This window comes from Fibrella musci (genome assembly GCF_041321105.1).
Taxonomy (GTDB): Bacteria; Bacteroidota; Bacteroidia; order Cytophagales; family Spirosomataceae; genus Fibrella; species Fibrella musci.
This window is the reverse complement of sequence record NZ_JBGGWD010000003.1, coordinates 646,467-666,595: the sequence shown is the minus strand read 5'-3', so window position 1 is coordinate 666,595 and position 20,129 is coordinate 646,467. Positions and strand designations below refer to the sequence as shown.

The 20,129-nt window shown below is 53.2% G+C and carries 22 protein-coding genes; 15 read left to right on the top strand and 7 right to left on the bottom strand.

Features of this window, described 5'->3' with window-relative positions:
- Positions 1-45 precede the first annotated feature (45 nt).
- The 3 genes from ACAW74_RS12695 to ACAW74_RS12685 form a co-directional block, all read right to left on the bottom strand.
- Complete coding sequence (locus ACAW74_RS12695; RefSeq protein ID WP_370698569.1) at positions 46-702, bottom strand: response regulator transcription factor; 657 nt, start codon at positions 700-702, stop codon at positions 46-48.
- Between the two features lie 13 nt (positions 703-715).
- Positions 716-1,540: a sensor histidine kinase gene (locus ACAW74_RS12690; RefSeq protein ID WP_370698568.1), complete on the bottom strand. Its 825-nt coding sequence runs from the start codon at positions 1,538-1,540 to the stop codon at positions 716-718.
- Between the two features lie 125 nt (positions 1,541-1,665).
- On the bottom strand, positions 1,666-1,992 hold the full coding sequence (locus ACAW74_RS12685; RefSeq protein WP_015334120.1) for a HesB/IscA family protein: 327 nt from the start codon (positions 1,990-1,992) through the stop codon (positions 1,666-1,668).
- Between the two features lie 112 nt (positions 1,993-2,104).
- Here ACAW74_RS12685 and mce point away from each other — a divergent pair, with 112 nt between their 5' ends.
- Positions 2,105-2,521 carry a methylmalonyl-CoA epimerase gene (gene mce, locus ACAW74_RS12680; RefSeq protein WP_370698567.1) on the top strand — a complete coding sequence of 139 codons (417 nt, stop codon included), beginning with the start codon at positions 2,105-2,107 and terminating at the stop codon, positions 2,519-2,521.
- A 306-nt stretch (positions 2,522-2,827) separates the two neighbouring features.
- Here mce and ACAW74_RS12675 read toward each other — a convergent pair whose 3' ends face one another.
- Positions 2,828-3,493, bottom strand: a complete 666-nt coding sequence (locus ACAW74_RS12675) for an ABC transporter ATP-binding protein (RefSeq protein WP_370698566.1) — start codon at positions 3,491-3,493, stop codon at positions 2,828-2,830.
- Positions 3,494-3,640: 147 nt separating this feature from the next.
- Between ACAW74_RS12675 and sucC the strand changes: the two genes are divergently transcribed.
- A complete protein-coding gene (gene sucC / locus ACAW74_RS12670) occupies positions 3,641-4,858 on the top strand; it encodes an ADP-forming succinate--CoA ligase subunit beta (RefSeq protein ID WP_370698565.1) in 1,218 nt (405 codons plus the stop codon).
- Between the two features lie 140 nt (positions 4,859-4,998).
- On the opposite strand, the gene ACAW74_RS12665 is transcribed toward sucC, so the two are convergent.
- Positions 4,999-5,817: a M48 family metallopeptidase gene (locus ACAW74_RS12665; protein WP_370698564.1), complete on the bottom strand. Its 819-nt coding sequence runs from the start codon at positions 5,815-5,817 to the stop codon at positions 4,999-5,001.
- A gap of 243 nt (positions 5,818-6,060) precedes the next feature.
- Between ACAW74_RS12665 and ACAW74_RS12660 the strand changes: the two genes are divergently transcribed.
- The 12 genes from ACAW74_RS12660 to msrB all read left to right on the top strand — a co-directional run bounded on the left by ACAW74_RS12660 (position 6,061) and on the right by msrB (position 16,880).
- On the top strand, positions 6,061-6,672 hold the full coding sequence (locus ACAW74_RS12660) for a fumarylacetoacetate hydrolase family protein (RefSeq protein WP_370698563.1): 612 nt from the start codon (positions 6,061-6,063) through the stop codon (positions 6,670-6,672).
- A gap of 85 nt (positions 6,673-6,757) precedes the next feature.
- On the top strand, positions 6,758-7,468 hold the full coding sequence (locus ACAW74_RS12655) for a glycosyltransferase family 2 protein (protein WP_370698562.1): 711 nt from the start codon (positions 6,758-6,760) through the stop codon (positions 7,466-7,468).
- Between the two features lie 252 nt (positions 7,469-7,720).
- The gene (locus tag ACAW74_RS12650; protein ID WP_370698663.1) at positions 7,721-9,565 is read left to right on the top strand and encodes a M23 family metallopeptidase; all 1,845 of its coding nucleotides are present in this window, start codon (positions 7,721-7,723) and stop codon (positions 9,563-9,565) included.
- 126 nt (positions 9,566-9,691) lie between these two features.
- Positions 9,692-10,141, top strand: a complete 450-nt coding sequence (gene bcp / locus ACAW74_RS12645) for a thioredoxin-dependent thiol peroxidase (RefSeq protein ID WP_370698561.1) — start codon at positions 9,692-9,694, stop codon at positions 10,139-10,141.
- 112 nt (positions 10,142-10,253) lie between these two features.
- The gene (locus tag ACAW74_RS12640; protein WP_370698560.1) at positions 10,254-11,126 is read left to right on the top strand and encodes a transketolase; all 873 of its coding nucleotides are present in this window, start codon (positions 10,254-10,256) and stop codon (positions 11,124-11,126) included.
- Between the two features lie 72 nt (positions 11,127-11,198).
- Positions 11,199-12,131 (top strand): AAA family ATPase, encoded by a 933-nt coding sequence (locus tag ACAW74_RS12635; RefSeq protein ID WP_370698559.1) that lies wholly within the window; start codon positions 11,199-11,201, stop codon positions 12,129-12,131.
- Entirely contained in the window at positions 12,092-12,712 is a 621-nt protein-coding gene (locus ACAW74_RS12630; protein ID WP_370698558.1) for a hypothetical protein, read from the top strand. The genes ACAW74_RS12635 and ACAW74_RS12630 overlap by 40 nt, the downstream gene beginning before the upstream one ends.
- A 47-nt stretch (positions 12,713-12,759) precedes the next feature.
- Positions 12,760-13,713 (top strand): transketolase family protein, encoded by a 954-nt coding sequence (locus tag ACAW74_RS12625; protein ID WP_370698557.1) that lies wholly within the window; start codon positions 12,760-12,762, stop codon positions 13,711-13,713.
- A gap of 93 nt (positions 13,714-13,806) precedes the next feature.
- Positions 13,807-14,367 carry an RNA polymerase sigma factor gene (locus tag ACAW74_RS12620; RefSeq protein WP_015334107.1) on the top strand — a complete coding sequence of 187 codons (561 nt, stop codon included), beginning with the start codon at positions 13,807-13,809 and terminating at the stop codon, positions 14,365-14,367.
- A gap of 30 nt (positions 14,368-14,397) precedes the next feature.
- Positions 14,398-14,880, top strand: a complete 483-nt coding sequence (locus ACAW74_RS12615; RefSeq protein WP_370698556.1) for a hypothetical protein — start codon at positions 14,398-14,400, stop codon at positions 14,878-14,880.
- Positions 14,881-14,961: 81 nt separating this feature from the next.
- Positions 14,962-15,393, top strand: a complete 432-nt coding sequence (locus tag ACAW74_RS12610) for a hypothetical protein (protein WP_370698555.1) — start codon at positions 14,962-14,964, stop codon at positions 15,391-15,393.
- Positions 15,394-16,364: 971 nt separating this feature from the next.
- Entirely contained in the window at positions 16,365-16,880 is a 516-nt protein-coding gene (msrB, locus tag ACAW74_RS12605; protein ID WP_370698662.1) for a peptide-methionine (R)-S-oxide reductase MsrB, read from the top strand.
- A gap of 41 nt (positions 16,881-16,921) precedes the next feature.
- Here the strand turns inward: msrB and ACAW74_RS12600 are convergent, their stop codons facing one another.
- Positions 16,922-17,644, bottom strand: coding sequence for a Bax inhibitor-1/YccA family protein (locus ACAW74_RS12600; protein WP_370698554.1), 723 nt, complete (start codon positions 17,642-17,644; stop codon positions 16,922-16,924).
- 171 nt (positions 17,645-17,815) lie between these two features.
- Between ACAW74_RS12600 and ACAW74_RS12595 the strand changes: the two genes are divergently transcribed.
- Positions 17,816-18,886: a DUF6807 domain-containing protein gene (locus ACAW74_RS12595; protein ID WP_370698553.1), complete on the top strand. Its 1,071-nt coding sequence runs from the start codon at positions 17,816-17,818 to the stop codon at positions 18,884-18,886.
- Positions 18,887-18,971: 85 nt separating this feature from the next.
- On the opposite strand, the gene ACAW74_RS12590 is transcribed toward ACAW74_RS12595, so the two are convergent.
- Positions 18,972-20,102 carry an ABC transporter substrate-binding protein gene (locus ACAW74_RS12590; protein WP_370698552.1) on the bottom strand — a complete coding sequence of 377 codons (1,131 nt, stop codon included), beginning with the start codon at positions 20,100-20,102 and terminating at the stop codon, positions 18,972-18,974.
- Positions 20,103-20,129: the final 27 nt, after the last annotated feature.

The window sequence follows — 20,129 nt, the reverse complement described above, 5'->3', positions numbered from 1 at the left end:
GGTAGAATCAGTCGAAAACAAGCGGGTACATACCAGACCTGCCGCCTAGACCAGGTCGTTTTTGAAGGCGTAGGCTACCATACCCGCCGTGTTTTTAGTGCCGGTCTTCTCCAGAATGCGCAGCCGATGCCCTTCGACCGTGCGCGGGCTCAGGAAAATACGGTCGCTGATTTCGGCCGTCGATAGCCCCTCGCAGATTAGCTTCAGCACCTCTTTTTCACGCTCCGACAGCAGAATTTTGCTGTTGTACAACGGCGACTGCTTCACAACCGTCGTTTTGTTGGTCATCTTCCGAAGCATCGCCCGCGACACAAACTCATTGAGGTACACGCCTTCGTCCATCACTTTCCGAACGGCCTTTTCCACTTCGTCGGGGTCCGAGTCTTTCAGCAAATAACCACTCACGCCTTTTTCCAGCAGATGCAGCACCATCCGGTCTTCGTCGTGCATCGTCAGCACGATGATCTTGATAAGCGGGTAATGTTCGCGGAGGTAATCGGCCGTGGCGGTGCCATCCAGCACGGGCATTTGCAGGTCGAGCAGCACCACGTCGGGCATTTTGCGGGGAATTTTTTCGATAAACTCCTGCCCGTTACTGGCTTCCAGCACCAGCTCGAAATCGGCTACCTGCCCCAGAATGGAGGCAATACCGCGCCGAAATAAATTGTGGTCATCGACCAACGCTAATTTGATCTTAGCCATGATAAAAGGCTGCCTAATGACTACGCGTTTCAACATGAATGCGGGAGCCACGCCCCGGTGCCACGTCGAACGTCGCGTGGCCGTCCACTACGCTCAATCGACTCTCAATATTCCGCAAACCTAAGCCACTGCGCTGATCTTTCACCACATCGTCGTAATCAAAACCCTGCCCGTTGTCGATCACCGACATCCTGACGGCATCTTCAATGCACACAAACTGCACCTCAATAAGCGTGGCCGAAGCATGTTTGATCGCATTGTTGAGTAGTTCCTGCGCAATACGGTAAAACATCAGTTCCTGCGCCGCGGTCAGTCGCTGGAGCGTGCTGGGCGATTCGAGCGTCACGGTAATGTCGGGCGTGCTGGCTTTTTCGGTCAGTTCTTCAATGGCGGCTAGCAACCCGAACCGCTCCAGCGTAGTCGGCACCAGATCGCGGCTGATACGCCGCACATTGCTCATGGTTTCGTCGAGCAGCGCGCGGGTTTTCTGTACCTGCTGCGTGCTCATCTCCAGATCGACCGATTCATCGCGGTCGATACTCCCGTTAGTGGGTTGTTCCGACAACACCGCCAGTCGGCGCTCCAATTGGTTCAGACTGAGTTTGGTAACCGACAGCATCGTGCCGATTTCGTCGTGCAGGTCGCGGGCGAGGCGGCGGCGTTCGGCTTCCTGCCCCTGGAAGGTCGCCTCCATCAGTTCCTTCCGGTTGGCTTCGCGGAGTTCGTTGAGCGCAAGCAGATGACGTACCTGCCGGTTCTGATAGAATGCTACGAAGAGGATGATGAACAGCGTCATCACCACCAACATGGCCGATCCAACGGCAATGTATAGCTTCATGTACAGATCCAAAGCGCAAATGGGGTTTAAGCGACTTATAAATATAAAAAACCACCCCTAAACCGCACGGTCGGGGTGGCCTATTTTAGAGTATCCGGTCAGAGAAATGATGCAAACGGCTCGCCTCAGACGGCAAAACTCTCACCGCAACCGCAGGTACGTGACGCATTCGGGTTTTTAAACTGAAAGCCTTTGCCATTCAGACCATCCGAAAAATCGAGTTCGGTACCGGCCAGATACAGCAGACTTTTGCGGTCAACGTAGATACGAATCCCTTTATCTTCAACCACATGGTCGGTGGGTTGCTGTGCCGTGTCGAACTGGAGATCATACATCAGCCCGGAGCAACCGCCACCCTGCACCGCCACCCGAATAGCGTAATTATCGTTAAGGCCGTCTTTCTGGCGGAGTTCCACAATTTTATTCTTGGCCTGTTCAGTTACCGTAACCATGTTTGTATAGCTCGTTTCCAGCAAAACAACAGGTTGAAAGGCCAAAGTTCACGAGCCGTCGTTATTTGGCCCGTCGGGTTCATACTCACACATCGAATTCTCCACGTATCCTATGTTTACCAACGTCGAACACATCGGTATTGCCGTCCGCGACCTAACCGCCTCCAATGACCTGTTTAGCCTGCTGCTCAACATCCAGCCCTACAAAGCTGAAGAAGTCCCGTCGGAGGGCGTTACAACATCTTTTTTTCGGGTCAACCAAACCAAGATTGAACTACTGGCAGCTACCAAATCCGACAGCCCGATTGCCACGTACCTGGAAAAACGAGGAGAAGGTATCCATCACCTGGCGTTTGAGGTCGATGATATTCTGGCTGAGATGGAACGGCTTAAAGCAGCGGGCTTTACCCTGCTCAACGACGTACCCAAGCGCGGAGCTGATAACAAGCTCGTCTGTTTTGTGCATCCCAAGACGGCCAACGGCGTACTGGTTGAGCTCTGTCAGGAGCTAAAAACGGAAAACCCCTAAGGGGAGTTGAAGCCCTCAGGGGTTTGAAACAAAAAAGCCAAGCGAGACTCCCCCTTGGCTTTCTGATTTACTCAACGTTATGAAAAACTTTTCTTTTCGATACAAGTATAAAACACAATTCTGAATTAATGGTTCGTCTGCCGATAAATTCATGTAGTAAACTGTGTAAGTGGCTATTTATCAGTTAGCTATCTTAGATTAAAAAGTGATTAAAATATGTTTTTTCGAGTATTTAATACTAATTGAGGCTAGTTAGGTGCTGGGTAAAGACACTTACTAATACCTGTATTTATACTTAATAAGGGTTCATTCAGCCTTCACAACACGGCCATCGCGCAAGGTTACCGAGCGGTCGGCCAGGGTTGCCAGCGTTTCGTTATGAGTAACGATGATGAAGGTTTGACCGAAGGCATCCCGCAGGTCGAAAAACAGCTGATGAAGCTCTTCGGCATTGCGTGAATCGAGGTTACCGCTGGGTTCGTCGGCAAAAACGACAGCCGGCTGATTGATCAACGCACGGGCTACCGCCACCCGTTGCTGCTCTCCCCCCGACAGTTGGGCTGGAAAATGTTGCTGCCGGTCGGTCAGGCCGAGGCGGCTGAGCAATTCGGCGGCCCGCTGCCGTACCTCATTCTCGTTGCGCCCCGCAATGAAACCCGGAATGGCTACGTTTTCGAGGGCCGTAAACTCAGGCAGCAGGTTATGAAACTGAAAGACGAAGCCAATCTGCTCATTGCGAAACCGAGCCAGTTGTTTGTCGTTCAACGAGAAAACGTCCTGCCCAGCCAGTGTAACGGAGCCACCATCGGGGCGGTCTAACGTACCCAGAATGTGCAGTAGGGTACTCTTGCCGGCACCCGATGCCCCCACAATCGAGACGACCTCGCCCGCGTCGATAGTTAAACTGACGTCGTTCAGGACAGGCAGCGGCCCGTAGGCGCGGCGTAGGTTGGTAGCATGGAGTATGGGCATTGTACAGTTTTCAGTATGCAGTTCACAGTATACAGTTATCTGGTAGGCTCATGCGTTCCCGCAGTAGAGGAACAACTGCATACTGTGAACTGGATACTGAAAACTGTTTTAACTTGCGGCCCAAAATTAACGCGTGTTGCTGTCCGTATGAACATCCACGAATATCAGGGTAAAGAAATATTGAAGCGCTACGGCGTTCGGATTCAGGAAGGCATCGTGGCGGAGTCGCCCGAGAAGGCCGTCGAAGCAGCGAAGCAGATCATGGCTCAGACAAACTCGAAGTTTGTGGTCGTGAAGTCGCAAATCCACGCGGGAGGCCGCGGGAAAGGAAAAGTCAAAGGCGGCGAGCAACGCGGTGTAGCCCTGGCCAAATCGGTCGATGAGGTGCGCGATATTGCTAAAAACCTGATTGGCAACGTACTGGTTACGCACCAAACCGGCCCCGAAGGCAAGAAAGTAAATAAAGTGCTGGTGGCGCAGGACGTGTTCTACCCCGGCGAAACCGAGCCAAAAGAGATGTATCTGGGCATTCTGCTCGATCGCTCGAAGGCCTGCAACGTAATCATGGCCAGCACCGAAGGCGGGATGGACATTGAAGAGGTGGCCGAAAAAACGCCCGAGAAAATCGTAAAAGAGTGGATCGACCCGGCAGTTGGCCTGCAACCGTTTCAGGCCCGCAAAATTGCGTTTGGCCTGGGCATGACCGGCGAAGCCTTCAAAGAGATGGTCAAATTTGTGACCTCGCTCTACAAAGCTTATGTCGATACCGACGCGTCGATGTTCGAGATCAACCCCGTTCTCAAAACGTCGGACAATAAAATCATGGCGGTCGATGCTAAAGTAAACATCGACGACAACGCCTTGTACCGTCACCCCGATCTGGCCAACTACCGCGACGTAACGGAGGAAGATCCCCTCGAAGTGGAAGCGTCGGCCAACGACCTCAACTATGTGAAGCTCGACGGGAACGTGGGGTGCATGGTGAACGGTGCTGGCCTCGCTATGGCCACGATGGATATCATTAAACTGTCGGGCGGTGAGCCGGCCAACTTCCTCGACGTAGGGGGTGGAGCCAACGCCAAAACGGTAGAAGCGGGTTTCCGAATCATCCTGAAAGACCCCAACGTGAAAGCCATCCTGATCAACATCTTCGGTGGTATCGTTCGCTGCGACCGCGTGGCTACTGGTGTTGTAGAGGCCTACAAAGCCATCGGCGACATTCCGGTGCCGATCATCGTTCGGTTGCAGGGTACCAATGCTGCTGAAGGCGCCAAAATCATCGACGAGTCAGGGCTGAAAGTACAGTCGGCCGTCGAACTGAAAGAAGCCGCCGAGAAAGTTCGGCAGGTAGTGGCGGCGCTGTAAGGCGTATAGTCTGGAAAGTCTGTAAAAAAGAAGTCCGGAGTCTGGAAAGTCAACTTTGTATTGCTTGCGCCGTACAAACCGATTGACTTTCCAGACTCCGGACTTCTTTTTTACAGACTTTCCAGACTACAAATCCGCGATTAACCTTTGTAATATTTCATGGCCTCCGGCAACAGTTTCTTCAGATCATCGATCCGGCGTTGATCGGAGGGGTGAGTCGACAGGAATTCGGGTGGTTTGTTACCGCCGCCGGCCTGTGCCATACGCCCCCAGAAACTGATGGCCTCGTTGGGATTGTAACCTGCCATGGCCATAAATACCAGTCCGAGCTTATCTGCTTCCGACTCTTGCGCCCGGCTATGAGGTAGTGCCCGGCCAACTTGGTAGGCCACAGGGAGGGCTACGCCCACTGCCTGATACAGAATTGCCTTTGTGGCACTGGTGTTGGATTGCGCTTTTGACCCAGCAAAGGTTTGGCCAGTCTGAATCAGGCCATTGGCCAACAACCCTTCGCTCATGCGTTCGCGACCATGCTCAGCAATAGCGTGCGAAATCTCGTGGCCCATTACAGCAGCGGCCCCGGCTTCGTTTTGGGTATAAGGTAAGATACCTGTGTAGAACGCTACCTTGCCGCCGGGCATACACCACGCGTTGACTTCAGGGCTTTCAATCAGCGAAAACTGCCATTGATATCCCGCTAGCCGATCCCCAAATCCGTTGGCGTTCATGTAGCTTTCCATAGCCTGTCGTAACCGATTACCAACGCGCTGAACCATTTCGGCCTGTGTGTTGCCACGAATGACCCGGCTGGTGTCGAGTACGCCCTGATAGCTCTGAAAACTCAGCGGGAACAACTCGGCATTGGAAACGATAGCTAATTGTCGTCGGCCCGATATCGGGACCGTCTGGCAGCCAATGAACAGGCCAATGGCTACTATACTGGCAAGAATTGTTTTCATTATGTTATTAGAAAGGAAGTGTCGATTATCCCATAAGGACTTGCATAAGACGTGCTTTGTTTAAGCAAGGCGCGCAACGGGAAAATTTGTAACCCAATTTTAACCTCAGCTGCTTGCTGATGCCTGATTCGGTGGACCGTTTGCTGGCCATTGTGCGTCGCGCGCGGTTACGCCACGTTTATCCCTTAGATTTGCAGCGAGTTCATTTGTTTAATAGCCCTTACCGTACAGGGTAACGTCTGCATGAAGATCATTGCCGTTGGCCGCAACTACGTCGAACACATCCGGGAACTGAATAACGAACAGCCCGATGACCCCGTCATTTTTACCAAGCCCGATACGGCCATTCTACGGAACAACGAGCCTTTCTATTACCCCGATTTTTCGCAGGATGTGCACCATGAGCTCGAAGTGGTGGTGCGGATCAGTAAGATGGGCAAGCGCATCGAAGAGCGGTTTGCCCATAAATACTACGATGAAATCGGGCTGGGAATCGACTTCACCGCTCGCGATATCCAGAGCAAGCTAAAAGCCAAGGGACTGCCGTGGGATCTGGCCAAAGGGTTCAACGGGTCGGCACCCATCTCGGGGTTCGTGCCAAAAAGTGAGTTTGCCGACATTCAGAACATCAATTTTCAGCTCGATGTCAATGGCGAAACCCGGCAACAGGGAAACACCAGTCTGATGTTGTTTAAGATCGATTATCTGATCGCCTTTGTGTCGCGCTACTTCACGTTGCAAACTGGTGACCTTATTTTCACCGGCACCCCAAAAGGCGTTGGGCCGGTGCAGGTGGGCGATCGGCTGGTGGCCACCCTTGAAGGCCGCGAACTGCTCAACTTTGATGTGAAATAAGCATAAAGTGGCTAGTTGGGTAGTCGAGCAAGGCTAGCTACTCAACTACCCGTGAGGCATGTACTTATAAACCAGAATACACCACTTGAAACTATCCATACTTATCCCAGCCTACAACGAAGAGCGCACCGTCGAAGGGATTTTGCGGCGCGTGGCCGACGTGGCGTTGGCGGGTCAGGTTACCAAAGAAATTATCGTTGTCAACGATTGCTCAACGGATCAGACTGAAGCGCGCATTCGGGCGTTTCAGGCAGCCAATCCGGCGGTCGATGTGCGTTATTTTCGGCATGAGGTCAACCAGGGTAAGGGGGGCGCCATCCATACGGCTATTCGTCAGGCGACGGGCGATTACCTGATTGTGCAGGATGCCGATCTGGAATATGACCCCGATGAATTCAATGTCCTGCTGAAGCCCGTGCTGGCGGGCGTGGCCGATGTGGTCTACGGCTCGCGGTTTATGGGCGGGCGGCCCCACCGGATTCTGTTTTTCTGGCATTCGATCGGCAACAAGATTCTGACCATGTTGAGCAACGCGTTCAACAACCTGAACCTGACCGATATGGAAACCTGCTACAAGCTGATCCGGACGGATATGGTGCAATCGATGCCCCTGCTCGAGAAACGGTTCGGGTTTGAGCCGGAAGTGACGGCCAAACTCGCCCGTATCAAGAATATTCGGTTTTACGAGGTGGGTATTTCGTATTATGGACGTACCTACGCCGAAGGTAAAAAAATCAACTGGCAGGATGGTTTCCGGGCTATCTACTGCATCATTCGGTACGGCTTATTTCGTTAGGCCATAAGAGCCGCCACACCTAACGGCGGAAAACAAAGCGCAACCGTGCGAAGTAACTCCGCAGCGACAAGCCGGGACTACTTCGCCTGTAAATACCCTTATTGAGTGATCGTTCGTACCGTACTGCTACTGAGTTGGCTGGGCATAACCGCCGTCTTCGCCCAATCGAAAAAGCCCGCCAGTCCGTTGATTCAGCCGGGTTATCTGGCCTTCCCGATCAATCCAGGGCAGGCAGGCTCGCTCTCGGGCGGTATGGGTGACCTGCGGGGCAACCACTTCCACGCAGGGCTCGACATCCGCACGGGTGGGGTAGAGGGCGTGCCGGTACACGCGGCCGCCGATGGGTATGTATCCCGCATCGCCGTATTTACGGGCGGCTACGGAAACCTGCTCGTGCTGAAACATCCCAACGGCCTCTCGACGTATTACGGGCACCTGAAAACGCTCAACGACACGCTGGGAACGTACCTGCGTTCGGCGCAGTACGCCAAGCAGACATTCGAGATCGACTTGCGCCCCGAACCAAATCAGTTTCCGGTCAAAAAAGGCGATATCATTGCCTTGTCGGGCAATACCGGCGGATCGGGTGGGCCACACCTGCACTTCGAAGTCCGCGACCCCAACGATAACCTCATCAATCCACTGCTCTACGGTTTCTCAGAACTGAGCGACGACGTACCCCCATATTTTGAGCGGATTGCCCTGCGCACAATGACGCCCGAATCGCGGCTCAATGGGGAGTTTGGAAGGCAGACCTTCGTGCCGGTACGCCGCGCCGATGGCTCCTACGCCCTGAGCCAGCCCATTTCGGCGTCGGGGCTGCTGGGTATCGAGCTGCTTGCTTACGACAAAGCCAACGGATCGCCTTACCGGAATGGCCTCAACTGCGTCGAAATCAGGCTCGACGGACAGGAGGTGTTCGCTTACAGCATGAACGCCTTCCCGCACGAGCAGACTCGGTTTATTAACGTTCACATGAACTACGAGGCCGAGCAGCTGACCGGCCAGCGATACCACCGGGGCTATATTGCCGATGGTAATCAACTTAGCCTGTACCACACTAATGCCTACCGAGGTCGCCTGCCGCTGCTCGACGGCAAACCCCATGAAGTGACCGTCACGCTCTTCGACAGCTACGAACACGGGGCCACGCTGCGATTTACCATCCTGCCTGAAACGGCACCTGCTACCTTGCCCGCGGGATCGATCCCCGAAGTCGATACGACCGCACTGGCTGCCCTATCGGCCACAGCCACACCCTCGGCCACCATCACGCCCGACGACAATGTGCTGAAACTGACGGTGAAAGGCCTGCCGGGGACGCCACCCAACGCGCGGTTGTTTGTGGGCCGCAACGCGACCGAACTGCCCGTGGCTTATGTGCGCGATGGCAAAGCAACGTACCTGATCGACCTGAACAAAACGCTGCCTGATTCGGTGCAGGTGGGGCGTGGGCGGGTGCCGCTCAATTTCCGGCAGCGGGTACTGCCCGGCCACCCCGACGTGGTGAACGCGGGTAACGTGAGCATTCGCTTCAACATTGAATCGCTGTTCGATACGCTTTATCTGGCCACCCGCACCCTGCCTGGTAACCTGTTGGAAATCAACCAATACACCATTCCTCTCAACGATGTCATCCACGTCCGTTTTACGCCAACTTACCCGGTGGGCATCGATACGCTGCGGACCAGAGTGTACGCGCTTAACAACGGGCGGCAGAACTTCATAGGCGGCACCTGGACGGGTAACCGCATTGAGTTTACGACCCGGACGCTGGGCCGGTTTGGTCTGCTCACCGACGTAACGCCGCCCGCTATTCGCATTGTGAGCGCCACACCCAACGGCATTACCGCCCGGATCAGCGACGATCTGGCTGGGATCGATAAGTTCAGGGCGTTTGTCAATGGTGAGTGGGTACTGATGCAGTACGACTATAAACGGGCGCTAATCTGGTCGGATAAACTAGACCCCGAGACGCCGTTTGAGCCCGATGCGGAAGTGAAAATCCAGGTACGTGACCGGGCCGGTAATGTAGCCGAAGCGATCGCCACAATTGCCAAACCCGCTGCCCCCCGGCCCGTAAAACGTCGGCGATAACTGGATGGGTTGAAGGGTATGTTTAGCCGTCTGGTGCATTCTATCCATACATACCCGACTGAAAAGCAGCGCGGCATTGAACTTTAGCCGGTTCAAAATGTATGTTTGTGCCACAATTTCGACGCTATGGCTCTCTCTGTCGGCGACCCTGCCCCTAATTTCACTACCCACGATCAACACGGCAATCCGCTGCAATTGTCCGATTTCAAAGGTAAAAAAGTAGTGCTCTACTTTTATCCCAAAGACGATACATCGGGTTGTACGGCGCAGGCCTGTAGCCTCCGCGACAACTACGCCGATCTGAAACAGGCGGGCTACGAAGTCATCGGCGTGAGTGTCGACAGCGAAACGTCGCACCAGAAATTCATCAAGAAATATGACCTGCCATTCACCCTGGCTGCCGACACCGACAAAGCGGTGGTAGAAGCCTACGGCGTATGGGCAGAAAAGTCGATGTACGGCCGGAAGTACATGGGTACGTTACGCAAGACCTTTATCATCGACGAGAACGGCATCATCATCAACATCATTGAGAAAGTAGATACCAAAAACCACGCAAAACAAATTTTAGAGTAGTCATTGGCCGGCGGCGTCATTGGTGCGGTCCGCCGCTGCGGGGCATTCGTAGTCAGTATCTCATAACAATGAATGACCACTAATGACGCGTAGCAACTGACGCCGAAGGCAAATGACATTGAAGATTATGGAAATCGAACAACTTGAACACATCGCGTCGCAGGTACGTCGCGATATTCTGCGGATGGTAACCGCTGTTAATTCGGGCCACCCGGGTGGGTCATTGGGCTGCACCGATCTGTTTGTCGCGCTGTATTTCGACGTGATGCGTCTGAAACGTGGGGCCGACGAACAGCCCGTTTTTGAAATGGATGGGAAAGACGAAGACATCTTCTTTCTGTCCAACGGCCACATCTCACCGGTGTTTTACTCGGTACTGGCGCGGGCTGGTTACTTCCCCGTTGCCGAACTGGCCACCTTCCGCAAGATCGACAGTCGCCTACAGGGGCACCCCACCACCGCCGAGCACCTGCCGGGTGTGCGGATCGCGTCGGGGTCGCTGGGGCAGGGGCTCTCGGTGGCAGCCGGGGCTGCTTTCGCCAAAAAACTGAACAAAGACGATAAGCACGTGTATGTGCTGATGGGTGATGGCGAGCAGCAGGAAGGCCAAATCTGGGAAGCGGCGCAGTTTGCTCCCAACAAGAAGCTAGGCAACCTCACGGCCATTATCGACCTTAACCACGCGCAGATCGACGGTACCACGCAGGGGGTTAATGATAACCGCGACCTTGGCGAAAAATACCGGGCGTTCGGCTGGAATGTAGTGGAGATGCAGGGCAACGACATGGCCGACATCATCAAGACGCTGAAGAACGCTAAGAACGACCCCGACGTACCTACGATGATCCTGATGCACACGCTGATGGGCTATGGCGTCGATTTCATGGCGGGTAACTACAAATGGCACGGCACGGCGCTCACCACCGAACAGCTCGCCAATGCCCTTGGCCAACTGCCCGTTTACGCCGGACAAGAAGATTACTAATCCGCCTCTGACAAACCTTATAGGCGGTCCGCCACTGCGGTTTCAAAACCTATAAGGTTTAGGGTTGTCCCCATGCAGATCGAACGCCTCCTTATCGAAAATTTCAAGTCCATTGAACGGATCGAGCTCAAAGAGCCCAATCCGTTCACGGTCTTTGTCGGCCCCAACGGCTCCGGCAAATCGAATATTTTCGAGGCGCTGGAGTTTGCATATCTAACGACTCGAATGCCAGAAGATGTAGTTGTTAGTCTTTTTGGCGGTGGCAGCAACATTTTACGGAGAGGTACTTCTGTTGGAAATCATAACTTCTATTTAAAAGGAGATGGATTCGAAGTTCTTTACGACACAGTAGCTTACGATGATAAGAATCTATCAGCACTAGGGCAGTTTGAAAACTTTACTCGCCTTTTTATTGGTAATGAACGTCTTGTCAAGCTAAAATTCACAGACGACAAACGGTTGACTGTTTCTGCAAGTAACATGGAGACAGTGTTGAAGCGATTATTGTCTGACGAGGTTCTGAGTAAAGAAATTCACGAATGGCTCGTGCTATTCATTCCTGGTTTCAAAAAGGTAGAGGTCGTCTCAGGTACGTTCGACAACAAGGATACATTGCTCGTCTATGAACAGACTGTAGAAAAGCCATTCACCAAAGACCTGATTTCTGACGGGACGTATTACATTATCACGCTGTTGACGGCTGTGTATCAATCCGATGAACCGCAGTTTCTATGTATCGAAGAGCCTGAGAACGGGCTTCACCCTCAAGTGCTGATGTCACTCATTGAGTTCTTCCGAACGATGTGCGCAGAGAAAGGCCATTATATCTGGCTTAATACGCACTCTGAAGCAGTGGTTCGGAAACTGACTACCGATGAGTTGATTTTAGTCAACAAGGTGAATGGTACTACGCAAACGAAGCAGATCAAAGGCAAGGATATCTATGACATTCCAACCGATGAAGCTTGGCTTACGGGTACATTAGGAGGAGGTTTGCCGTGGTGAAAGTGGGCTTTCTTGTGGAAGGCGGATGCGAACGCATTGTGTTAAAATCCGCTGCCTTTCAGGCATATTTAGCCGAAACGCGAATTCAGCAAATCGGTGATGTGATTGATATGGACGGCAAGGGCAATCTGAAAGTGAGTAGTAAACGGATGCAGAGCCAAGTGAAAACGTTGCGTGATCTGGGCGCCGAATGGATCGTGGTTTTGCGCGATTTAGACAATGCCGTTTCGTTTGATACCGTGAAGGCGGAGGTTTATCAAGCTGACGATATCATCGCCTGCATGGCTGTACAAGAATTAGAGGCTTGGTTTGTAGCGGACTCAGGTACGTTGTCAGTACTATTCGGAACGTCGTTTTATCACGATGCCCCAGAAACAATTTCGAAACCAGCCGTTTTTTTGCATGATCAACGTGTGCAGTATACACAGCGGGGTATCAGAGACAAGAAAGGATTTGCTACGGCTATGGTCAATAACGGCTTCTCCATTGAACGGGCGGCGGCGCATCCCAACTGCCCGTCGGCGCGGTATTTTTTAACCAAATTACAAACCCTCGCCTCAGCAAACGCTTCGGCGAATTAATTAACCGGGATACGTACCTGCCGGGTACGTTGCCATCATAAACGACCATGACAAAATTCGAGTATACCGACAAAAAAGACACCCGATCGGGCTTCGGCGCGGGTATTTACGAACTGGGCAAAACCAATCCCAATGTGGTGGCCCTCACAGCCGACCTCGCCGGGTCGCTGAAGCTCGATAATTTCATCAAGGAGTTTCCCGACCGCTTCATCCAGTGCGGGATTGCCGAGGCCAACATGATTGGCGTATCGGCGGGCCTTACCATCGGTGGGCACATTCCGTTTGCGACTACGTTTGCCAACTTCGCTACGGGGCGTGTCTATGACCAGATCCGGCAGTCGGTGGCATATTCGAAAAAGAACGTCAAAATCTGTGCCTCGCACTCGGGCCTGACGCTGGGTGAAGACGGTGCCACGCACCAGATTCTGGAAGATTTGGGCATGATGAAAATGCTGCCCAATATGACGGTTATCAACACCTGCGATTACAACCAGACCAAAGCCGCGACCATCGCCATCGCCGAGTACGACGGGCCGGTGTACCTGCGGTTCGGCCGTCCGGTATTGCCCGTATTTACGCCGGCCGATCAGAAATTCGAGATCGGAAAAGCCTGGCACATGAGTGAGGGCGACGCCTGCTCGGTGTTCGTTACGGGGAATCTGGTATGGGAGGCCGTACTGGCTGGCGAGCAACTGGCTGCCGAGGGTATCGAGATCGACCTGATCAATATTCACACGATTAAACCGTTGGATACAGAGGCGGTGCTGGCGTCGGTGACGAAAACGGGTTGCGCCGTATCGGTCGAAGAGCACAACATCCTGGGTGGTCTGGGCGAGAGCATTGCGCACACGCTGACGCAAAACCTGCCGAGCCCGCAGGAATTTGTGGGAACGAAGGATACCTTTGGCGAAAGCGGCACGCCCGACCAGCTGCTGGAAAAATATGGCCTGAAAGCCGCTAATATTGTTGACGCCGTTAAGCGGGCGATGGCACGGAAATGAGTTTACAGTATACAGTTTACAGTACACAGTTGCAGGTCTATCCTAGCGCCAGCCAACTGTATACTGTAAACTGTATACTGTAAACTGTTTTTTATGACTGACCAGGAACTACTCGAAAAATACCGCGATCCGTCGAGCCGGAACTATGCCTTTAATCTGTTGGTGAAAAAGTACCAGCAGAAAATCTATTGGCATATCCGTAAGATGGTGATTGATCACGACGATACTGACGACCTCGTGCAGGAGACGTTTGTGAAGGTATGGGCGAGTCTGGAACAGTTTCGGGGCGACAGTCAGTTGTATACTTGGATTTACCGCATTGCCACCAACGAATGCCTTAACTTTCTGAATAAGAAGCGGCGGCGCTTTTTTCTGCCAATCGGCGACGTAGAGGGCGAGTTGATGGAGAAGCTCGAAAGCAACTCCGATTACACAACCAGCGGTGGTGATCCCAGCGGCGAAGAAGTACAGATGGCTTTGCAAAAAGCGTTGCTTAAACTGCCTGATAAACAGCGGCTCGTGTTCAACATGAAGTATTTCGACGACATGAAGTATGAGGAGATTTCGGAGATTACCGGTACGTCGGTCGGGGCGCTGAAGGCATCGTATCACCTGGCGGTCAAAAAGATCGAGGATTTTTTAACCAATCGTTAAACCTCTACACCGGCTGAACGTCAAAGCAATATGAACAGGAAACAACCGATACGATTGGAAGAGCTGGATGCGGGACATCCGTTGCGTCGGCATCCGCTTGAGCAGATGCAGGCCGGTGTTCCCGACGGTTACTTCGATACGTTGGCCTCGCGGGTGCAGGCACGGGTGGCTAAACCGCAGGAAACTACACCGCTCATCAGCTGGTCGTGGGGCCGTACGGTAGCCTCACTGGCTGGGGCAGGGCTGGTAGCCGCGTTGGTCTGGATTACGTGGCCACAGCAGCAGCATAGCGTGGGGCAGGAGTCGCTGAGTGGGGTGAGCGATGCCGCGATTGTCGCTTATCTGGATGAGCAGGGCCTCAACCCCGACGAAGTACAGACGATGCAACCCGATCAGGCGATTATCAACAGCGATTCGACTACTATCCAGTACCTCGACCTTCAGCCCGATGCCATCCGGCGCGAGTTGGATATGCAGGACATCAGTGAAGAACTGAATACCGTAGGTTCTTAATCTTGACGCTGCTGTCATTCGGCAGTGGACGTGACAACAATGTCGAATGACAACAGGGAGTCTAATGACTATATTGCTACTATGAGACAGTTATTTTTAGCCATTCTACTACTGACGACCCTCTCGCTGACCCACGCTGAGGCTCAGAACGGCTCGCAGAAAATCGAATCGGCGAAGATTGGCTACATTACCAACCGGCTGAACCTAACCACCGAGCAGGCACCCCAGTTTTGGGCCGTTTACAACGAGTATAACGGCAGGAAGAAAGAACTGAACCGCAAAATCCGTCAACTGACCGGCGAGAATACGAAGCAGGGCATCATTGATGATAAAGCCGCCTTGTCGAACCTAAAGGAGATCAACGCCGCCCGGCAGAGCCTGGGTGAGCTGGACGATCAGTATATGTCGCGTTTTCTGAAGGTCATTTCGCCTCAACAACTTCAAGAGCTTTACAAAGCCGAGCGAAACTTCAATCGGATGTTGCTCGAAAAACTCAATAGCGGGCAGGATTAAGCTGCGCCACTACGTCGAAAAAAGCTTGCCTGTCTTAGCAGTAATGACCCCGGTTGTTGCTGCTGAGACAGGCAAGCTTTTTTATTGCTACCCCTTGCCAAACAAGGTCCCTCATTGGTCAAAGACTATGCCTAAACGTTTATTCGTATGATGCTCACTCTCTCCGATTCGAAAAAAGAAAGACGCCAGATAGGCATCATATGTATCTTTTGGCCTGAAACGCAGTGCTTCAGCTTGAACACGCTTCATTTTACGTTTAGAAATTATTTTATCCGTTTATACAAAAAGATAATGGCGTATTAATTGTATTTATCGAGCTATACCGATTTGCAACCCAGTAGTAACCAACTGTGCACGTAAACGAAAACCGGTATGTCTGTTTTATGAGCCCACTTGTACCTAATTCAAAATCGCTGCCACTGAAGGCCGCCTACGCGCTAATCACAAGGGAGAACGGATCTTGCTGAGGCAATAATCTTGATCGTTATAAACCTTGATAAAGCGTATAGCCAGCTTTTTGAGCGAAATAAAAGCCAATTGTGCTGGCCTGAGAGATTAATTCTACCATCCTTAAGCGCATGGTTAGCGAACTTATAGTGGGCGTTATTGTGCTCTGGCTAATTGCCGGTTTGACTATTCTGGCTGTAGTGATTATCCGTAACCTTAGGCGCAATAAATCGGATCAATAAGTATAAATAAACTAGCTAGTAAATCGACTACAACTGTTGAAAAGAGCTTACCAGTTTGGCGAATGAGGTTTGTTTTTAGAGTCTGTGTAAGATCGTTTGATTGATTGAATTTACTGGAAGATGTAGGTTCTTTTTTGGGTTAGAGTGTCACTCAGGGGCGGACCGCTTGGTCTGTCTCTGAGTTTTTTTAGGCCCTTGTTTCGGGAGCTAATCAGCGCCGCAACTTGTTTTCTGATTACTGCGGGTAACGTACCCAACGCCAATCCAAATAAGCCCAATTCGTTGTCGACCAACCGCCTTTTTCTGATCTGTGCTTTGTTACTCATTGGGGCACTGGGGTTCTATGGCTACTATGGAGCCACCCCCCGACCGCCGCATCGGCGCCCTCCCGGTGTAACGTCTCCACAGGGCAGGCGCGTCGTGAAAACCGACCCCGAATGGCGCGACCAACTCAGCCGCGCGCAGTATGCGGTGATGTGGGGCGGCGAGACAGAATGGCCAAACAGCAGTGACCTCACCAATGAGCATCGGGCCGGTATGTACCACTGCGCCGGCTGCCATAACCCCCTGTTTGCGTCGGCTACCAAATATGATTCGCATACCGGCTGGCCCAGCTTTTACGGGGCCATCGTCGCCAACGCCGTTTATACCGAGCCGGATGGTAACCGCACCGAGGTACGTTGCGCGGTCTGCGATGCGCACCTGGGTCATGTTTTCAACGACGGCCCGGACCCCACCGGCCTGCGCTACTGCATCAATGGAGATGCCTTGACATTTGACCCCAAAAATAAGGTCTGACCGATATTGGCCAGACCTTATTCAGGACTTGGTATATGAGTTCATTTCCGGTTACCCAGGAAGCGCAGCAGGTACAGAAACAGGTTGATGAAATCGAGGTAGAGCGTCAGGGCGCCCATAATAGCTTCTTTGCGGTCTTCGTCTGTACCCGCGTTTCCGATGATGTTCATCGCCTTGATTTTCTGGGTATCGTAGGCCGTTAGTCCCGTAAAAATCAGCACACCCACGAAGCTGCTGATCCAGTATAGCGTCTCGCTGTGCATGAACAGGTTGACGGCCGAGGCGATAATAAGGCCAACCAGCGCCATCAGCAGCAGGTTACCCCAGCGCGTCAGATCCGATTTGGTGAAATATCCGTAGGCGCTCATAGCCCCGAACGTACCCGCCGTGACGAAAAACGTAGAGGCAATGGAGCCTCCGGTAAAGACCAGAAAAATCGACGCTAGCGTAAGACCGTTCAGGATGGCATAAACCAGAAACAAGGCCGTTGCGGTGGTGGCCGTCAGGCGATTGATCATGGCCGAAAGCGCCATTACCAGCCCTACTTCACCGAGCAGCAGCCCGTAAAAAACAAGCCGGTTTCCAAAGATGATCGTCAGTAACGTCTCCGACGAAGCGGTCCAGATCGAAATAGAGGCGGTAACCAGCAGGGCAACAGTCATCCAGCCGTAGACCTGCGTCATGAAAGTCGCCTGCTCGCGGGCAATGGCTTCCGGCGAGAGGTAAGTGGGCTGAAAGGGGGATTGGTTTGGTTGGGATTCCATATCTTGATTGAGAGCGGTTTAGTAGTCGCGAATATAGAAAAAAGTCGATGTAGCCTTACCGCACTTGCCCGTCAACTTACGTCGTGCTGGCGACGAGTTGACTATGTGGCAAAGAGCAAAGTAATCTGGCCGCGATTTTGGCTTTATGGGTTCTAAACCAACCCGATTGCTATGCGTTTTTCTCCCGCTTTGTGGCTGCTGGCCCTGCCGTTGCTAGCAGCGCAAACCTCTTTAAACCAACTGGAACTGGCCAACCCGCCCGCCAAAAAACAACAGGTGACCTTGAAACGGGGCAAAGAGCGTGTAGATGTGCTGGTTGATGGCAAACTGTTTACAGCCTATATCTACCCTGATGCGTCGGTGTTGAAGAAGGGCGCTCTTTTTCCCATTCTGACCGCTACGGGCAACCCCATCACCCGCGGCTGGCCGATGGAACCCCGCCCCGGCGAACGCGTCGATCACCCGCACCACGTGGGTATGTGGTTCAATTATGGCGATGTGAACGGACACGACTTCTGGAACAACTCCAACGATATTGACCCCAGCCACAAAAGCCCGATGGGCACCATTGTGACCACCAACATTGCCCGGCTGAATGAGGCAGGCAACCGGGCAGAGCTGACCGTCGAAGCCGACTGGCGTGGCAAAGACGGCAAGACCATGCTCCGGGAAACGACCCTGTTTACGTTTGAAGCCGACGGCCCCACGCGCCGCATCGACCGACAAACGACACTCACGGCGCTGGATCAGGATGTAACGTTCAAAGACAACAAAGAAGGGATGATTGCCGTGCGTGTGGCCCGGCAACTGGAACACCCCTCAACCAAACCCGAAGTGTTTACGGATGCCAGCGGCAAGGCCACGCCTGTAGCTGCGCTCAACAACGAAGGCGTCACCGGCAAATACCTGAGTGCCAAAGGAATCGAGGGTGATGCCGTGTGGGGAACACGGGCGCCCTGGGTCGAACTCACCGGTACGTTACCGGGGAATGAAGCTGTGAGCGTCACGCTTTTCGACCATCCCAAAAACGTAGGTTACCCCACCTACTGGCATGCGCGCGGTTATGGTTTATTTGCGGCAAACCCGATGGCGCCGAGCGTGTTTTCAAATGGGAAAGAGGCTGCTATGGATTATGTGCTGAAAGCAGGTAAGTCGCTGACGTTCCGCCACCGTTTGCTGATCGAGCCGGGCACGGCAACGGCTCAGCAACTGAGCAAAGAGGCTGAGCGCTTTGGGAAATAAACGCTGATAAGCGTAGTTCGAGTCTGGCACAGAGCCACTTAATTGGGTTTGTGCCAGACCTGTTTCGTTGTAGGGTATGGCGTCTCTAAATGCACAGGTACGTATTGTACCAGTTGGCATAGTTGGGCAGCAGTCCCTGCGCCAACAAGCTGTCGATGGCTTCACCAACCGCTGGGTCGGGCGTTAGATCCGCCAGTTGGCAGTGCCCTGACTGGCTGGCTTCCAGCGTGGCCGCATACATGGGTCCGGCTGAATAGTGCGTCGTGGGGTTCATTGCGATGGGGCCGCGTGGGCTGTCGAAGGTAAAGGTATCCAAGTGGCTCAGTTCGGCGTAGCCCTGCGTACCAAGTTGGTCCAGGTACGTTGGCAGAAAGGCCGCCGCTTCGTAGGCCAGCAACGAAAACAGATTGGGCCGCCGCCCGCGCCGCCGCAGTGTCTCTTGGAATTGATCGTTGAGCGGGTTCGTCAGCCGCTCCGACCAGGGAACGTACCCACGAATGCCGTCGAGCCGGTACGGTACCGTGGCCAGGAGTTGCTCTTCCAGCGCGAGTGGGGCTACCCATGTTGGCAGACGCTCGGGCAGTTGGGCGTACAGTTCGTAAAACTGGCTGGCCATATCGCCCGAATAGAGTGCTGTAATGGACTGCGCTTTGCCCTCCGCAATGCCAGTTTGTACCTCTGCCAACGTTACATCAGCCGCTTTATGAGCCGTGACGACGTACTTACCCATCTGACTGCCGCCCGCCAAAACCCCGTGCATCTGGGCGTATCCCTGGAGGTAGCCCGCTTCGTAGAACGAGGCTACCTGCATCACATGGCCAAGGGCGGCGGCATCCCGGCCCATGAGCCAGCTACCCATACTAGCCTGAAGCGAATGATGGTAGATGTGCGGTGAAGGCGGAAGGCCAGTAAAGAACTCACCCACCACATCAAGCAATAGCAGCAATCGGTTGGCTGCGGCGAACATGGGGGCAAGGGCGTCGGAAACGCGGCGGCTAAGCATCCCAATCACCACGTCGGCCCCTTCCTGAAGCAGAAGCTTCTGTGCTTTGGCCTGCACATCCAGCGAATCGGTTCCAAAATTAACGGCCTCCATCACTACCCGCGTGTTGGTGAGGCCCGCCTGGGCAAGCCCCGCTTTCAGGCCATCAGTCAGGTCAAATGGTAGGGTAGGGTATAGCGACGATTGGGGTACTAATAGGCCAATAGTAGTCATAGAGCAGAAAGAAAGAGAGGTCTAGGT

What these genes read in the sequence shown, in the direction of transcription:
- ACAW74_RS12640 (WP_370698560.1), top strand. Translation starts at nt 10,254, where the DNA reads ATGACATTGAAGATTATGGAAATCGAACAACTTGAACACATCGCGTCG.
- ACAW74_RS12620 (WP_015334107.1), top strand. Translation starts at nt 13,807, where the DNA reads ATGACTGACCAGGAACTACTCGAAAAATACCGCGATCCGTCGAGCCGG.
- sucC (WP_370698565.1), top strand. Translation starts at nt 3,641, where the DNA reads ATGAACATCCACGAATATCAGGGTAAAGAAATATTGAAGCGCTACGGC.
- ACAW74_RS12600 (WP_370698554.1), bottom strand. Translation starts at nt 17,644, where the DNA reads ATGGAATCCCAACCAAACCAATCCCCCTTTCAGCCCACTTACCTCTCG.
- ACAW74_RS12675 (WP_370698566.1), bottom strand. Translation starts at nt 3,493, where the DNA reads ATGCCCATACTCCATGCTACCAACCTACGCCGCGCCTACGGGCCGCTG.
- mce (WP_370698567.1), top strand. Translation starts at nt 2,105, where the DNA reads ATGTTTACCAACGTCGAACACATCGGTATTGCCGTCCGCGACCTAACC.
- ACAW74_RS12615 (WP_370698556.1), top strand. Translation starts at nt 14,398, where the DNA reads ATGAACAGGAAACAACCGATACGATTGGAAGAGCTGGATGCGGGACAT.
- bcp (WP_370698561.1), top strand. Translation starts at nt 9,692, where the DNA reads ATGGCTCTCTCTGTCGGCGACCCTGCCCCTAATTTCACTACCCACGAT.
- ACAW74_RS12635 (WP_370698559.1), top strand. Translation starts at nt 11,199, where the DNA reads ATGCAGATCGAACGCCTCCTTATCGAAAATTTCAAGTCCATTGAACGG.
- ACAW74_RS12650 (WP_370698663.1), top strand. Translation starts at nt 7,721, where the DNA reads ATGGGTGACCTGCGGGGCAACCACTTCCACGCAGGGCTCGACATCCGC.
- ACAW74_RS12595 (WP_370698553.1), top strand. Translation starts at nt 17,816, where the DNA reads ATGCGTTTTTCTCCCGCTTTGTGGCTGCTGGCCCTGCCGTTGCTAGCA.
- ACAW74_RS12625 (WP_370698557.1), top strand. Translation starts at nt 12,760, where the DNA reads ATGACAAAATTCGAGTATACCGACAAAAAAGACACCCGATCGGGCTTC.
- ACAW74_RS12695 (WP_370698569.1), bottom strand. Translation starts at nt 702, where the DNA reads ATGGCTAAGATCAAATTAGCGTTGGTCGATGACCACAATTTATTTCGG.
- ACAW74_RS12665 (WP_370698564.1), bottom strand. Translation starts at nt 5,817, where the DNA reads ATGAAAACAATTCTTGCCAGTATAGTAGCCATTGGCCTGTTCATTGGC.
- ACAW74_RS12590 (WP_370698552.1), bottom strand. Translation starts at nt 20,102, where the DNA reads ATGACTACTATTGGCCTATTAGTACCCCAATCGTCGCTATACCCTACC.
- ACAW74_RS12685 (WP_015334120.1), bottom strand. Translation starts at nt 1,992, where the DNA reads ATGGTTACGGTAACTGAACAGGCCAAGAATAAAATTGTGGAACTCCGC.
- ACAW74_RS12660 (WP_370698563.1), top strand. Translation starts at nt 6,061, where the DNA reads ATGAAGATCATTGCCGTTGGCCGCAACTACGTCGAACACATCCGGGAA.
- ACAW74_RS12690 (WP_370698568.1), bottom strand. Translation starts at nt 1,540, where the DNA reads ATGAAGCTATACATTGCCGTTGGATCGGCCATGTTGGTGGTGATGACG.
- ACAW74_RS12610 (WP_370698555.1), top strand. Translation starts at nt 14,962, where the DNA reads ATGAGACAGTTATTTTTAGCCATTCTACTACTGACGACCCTCTCGCTG.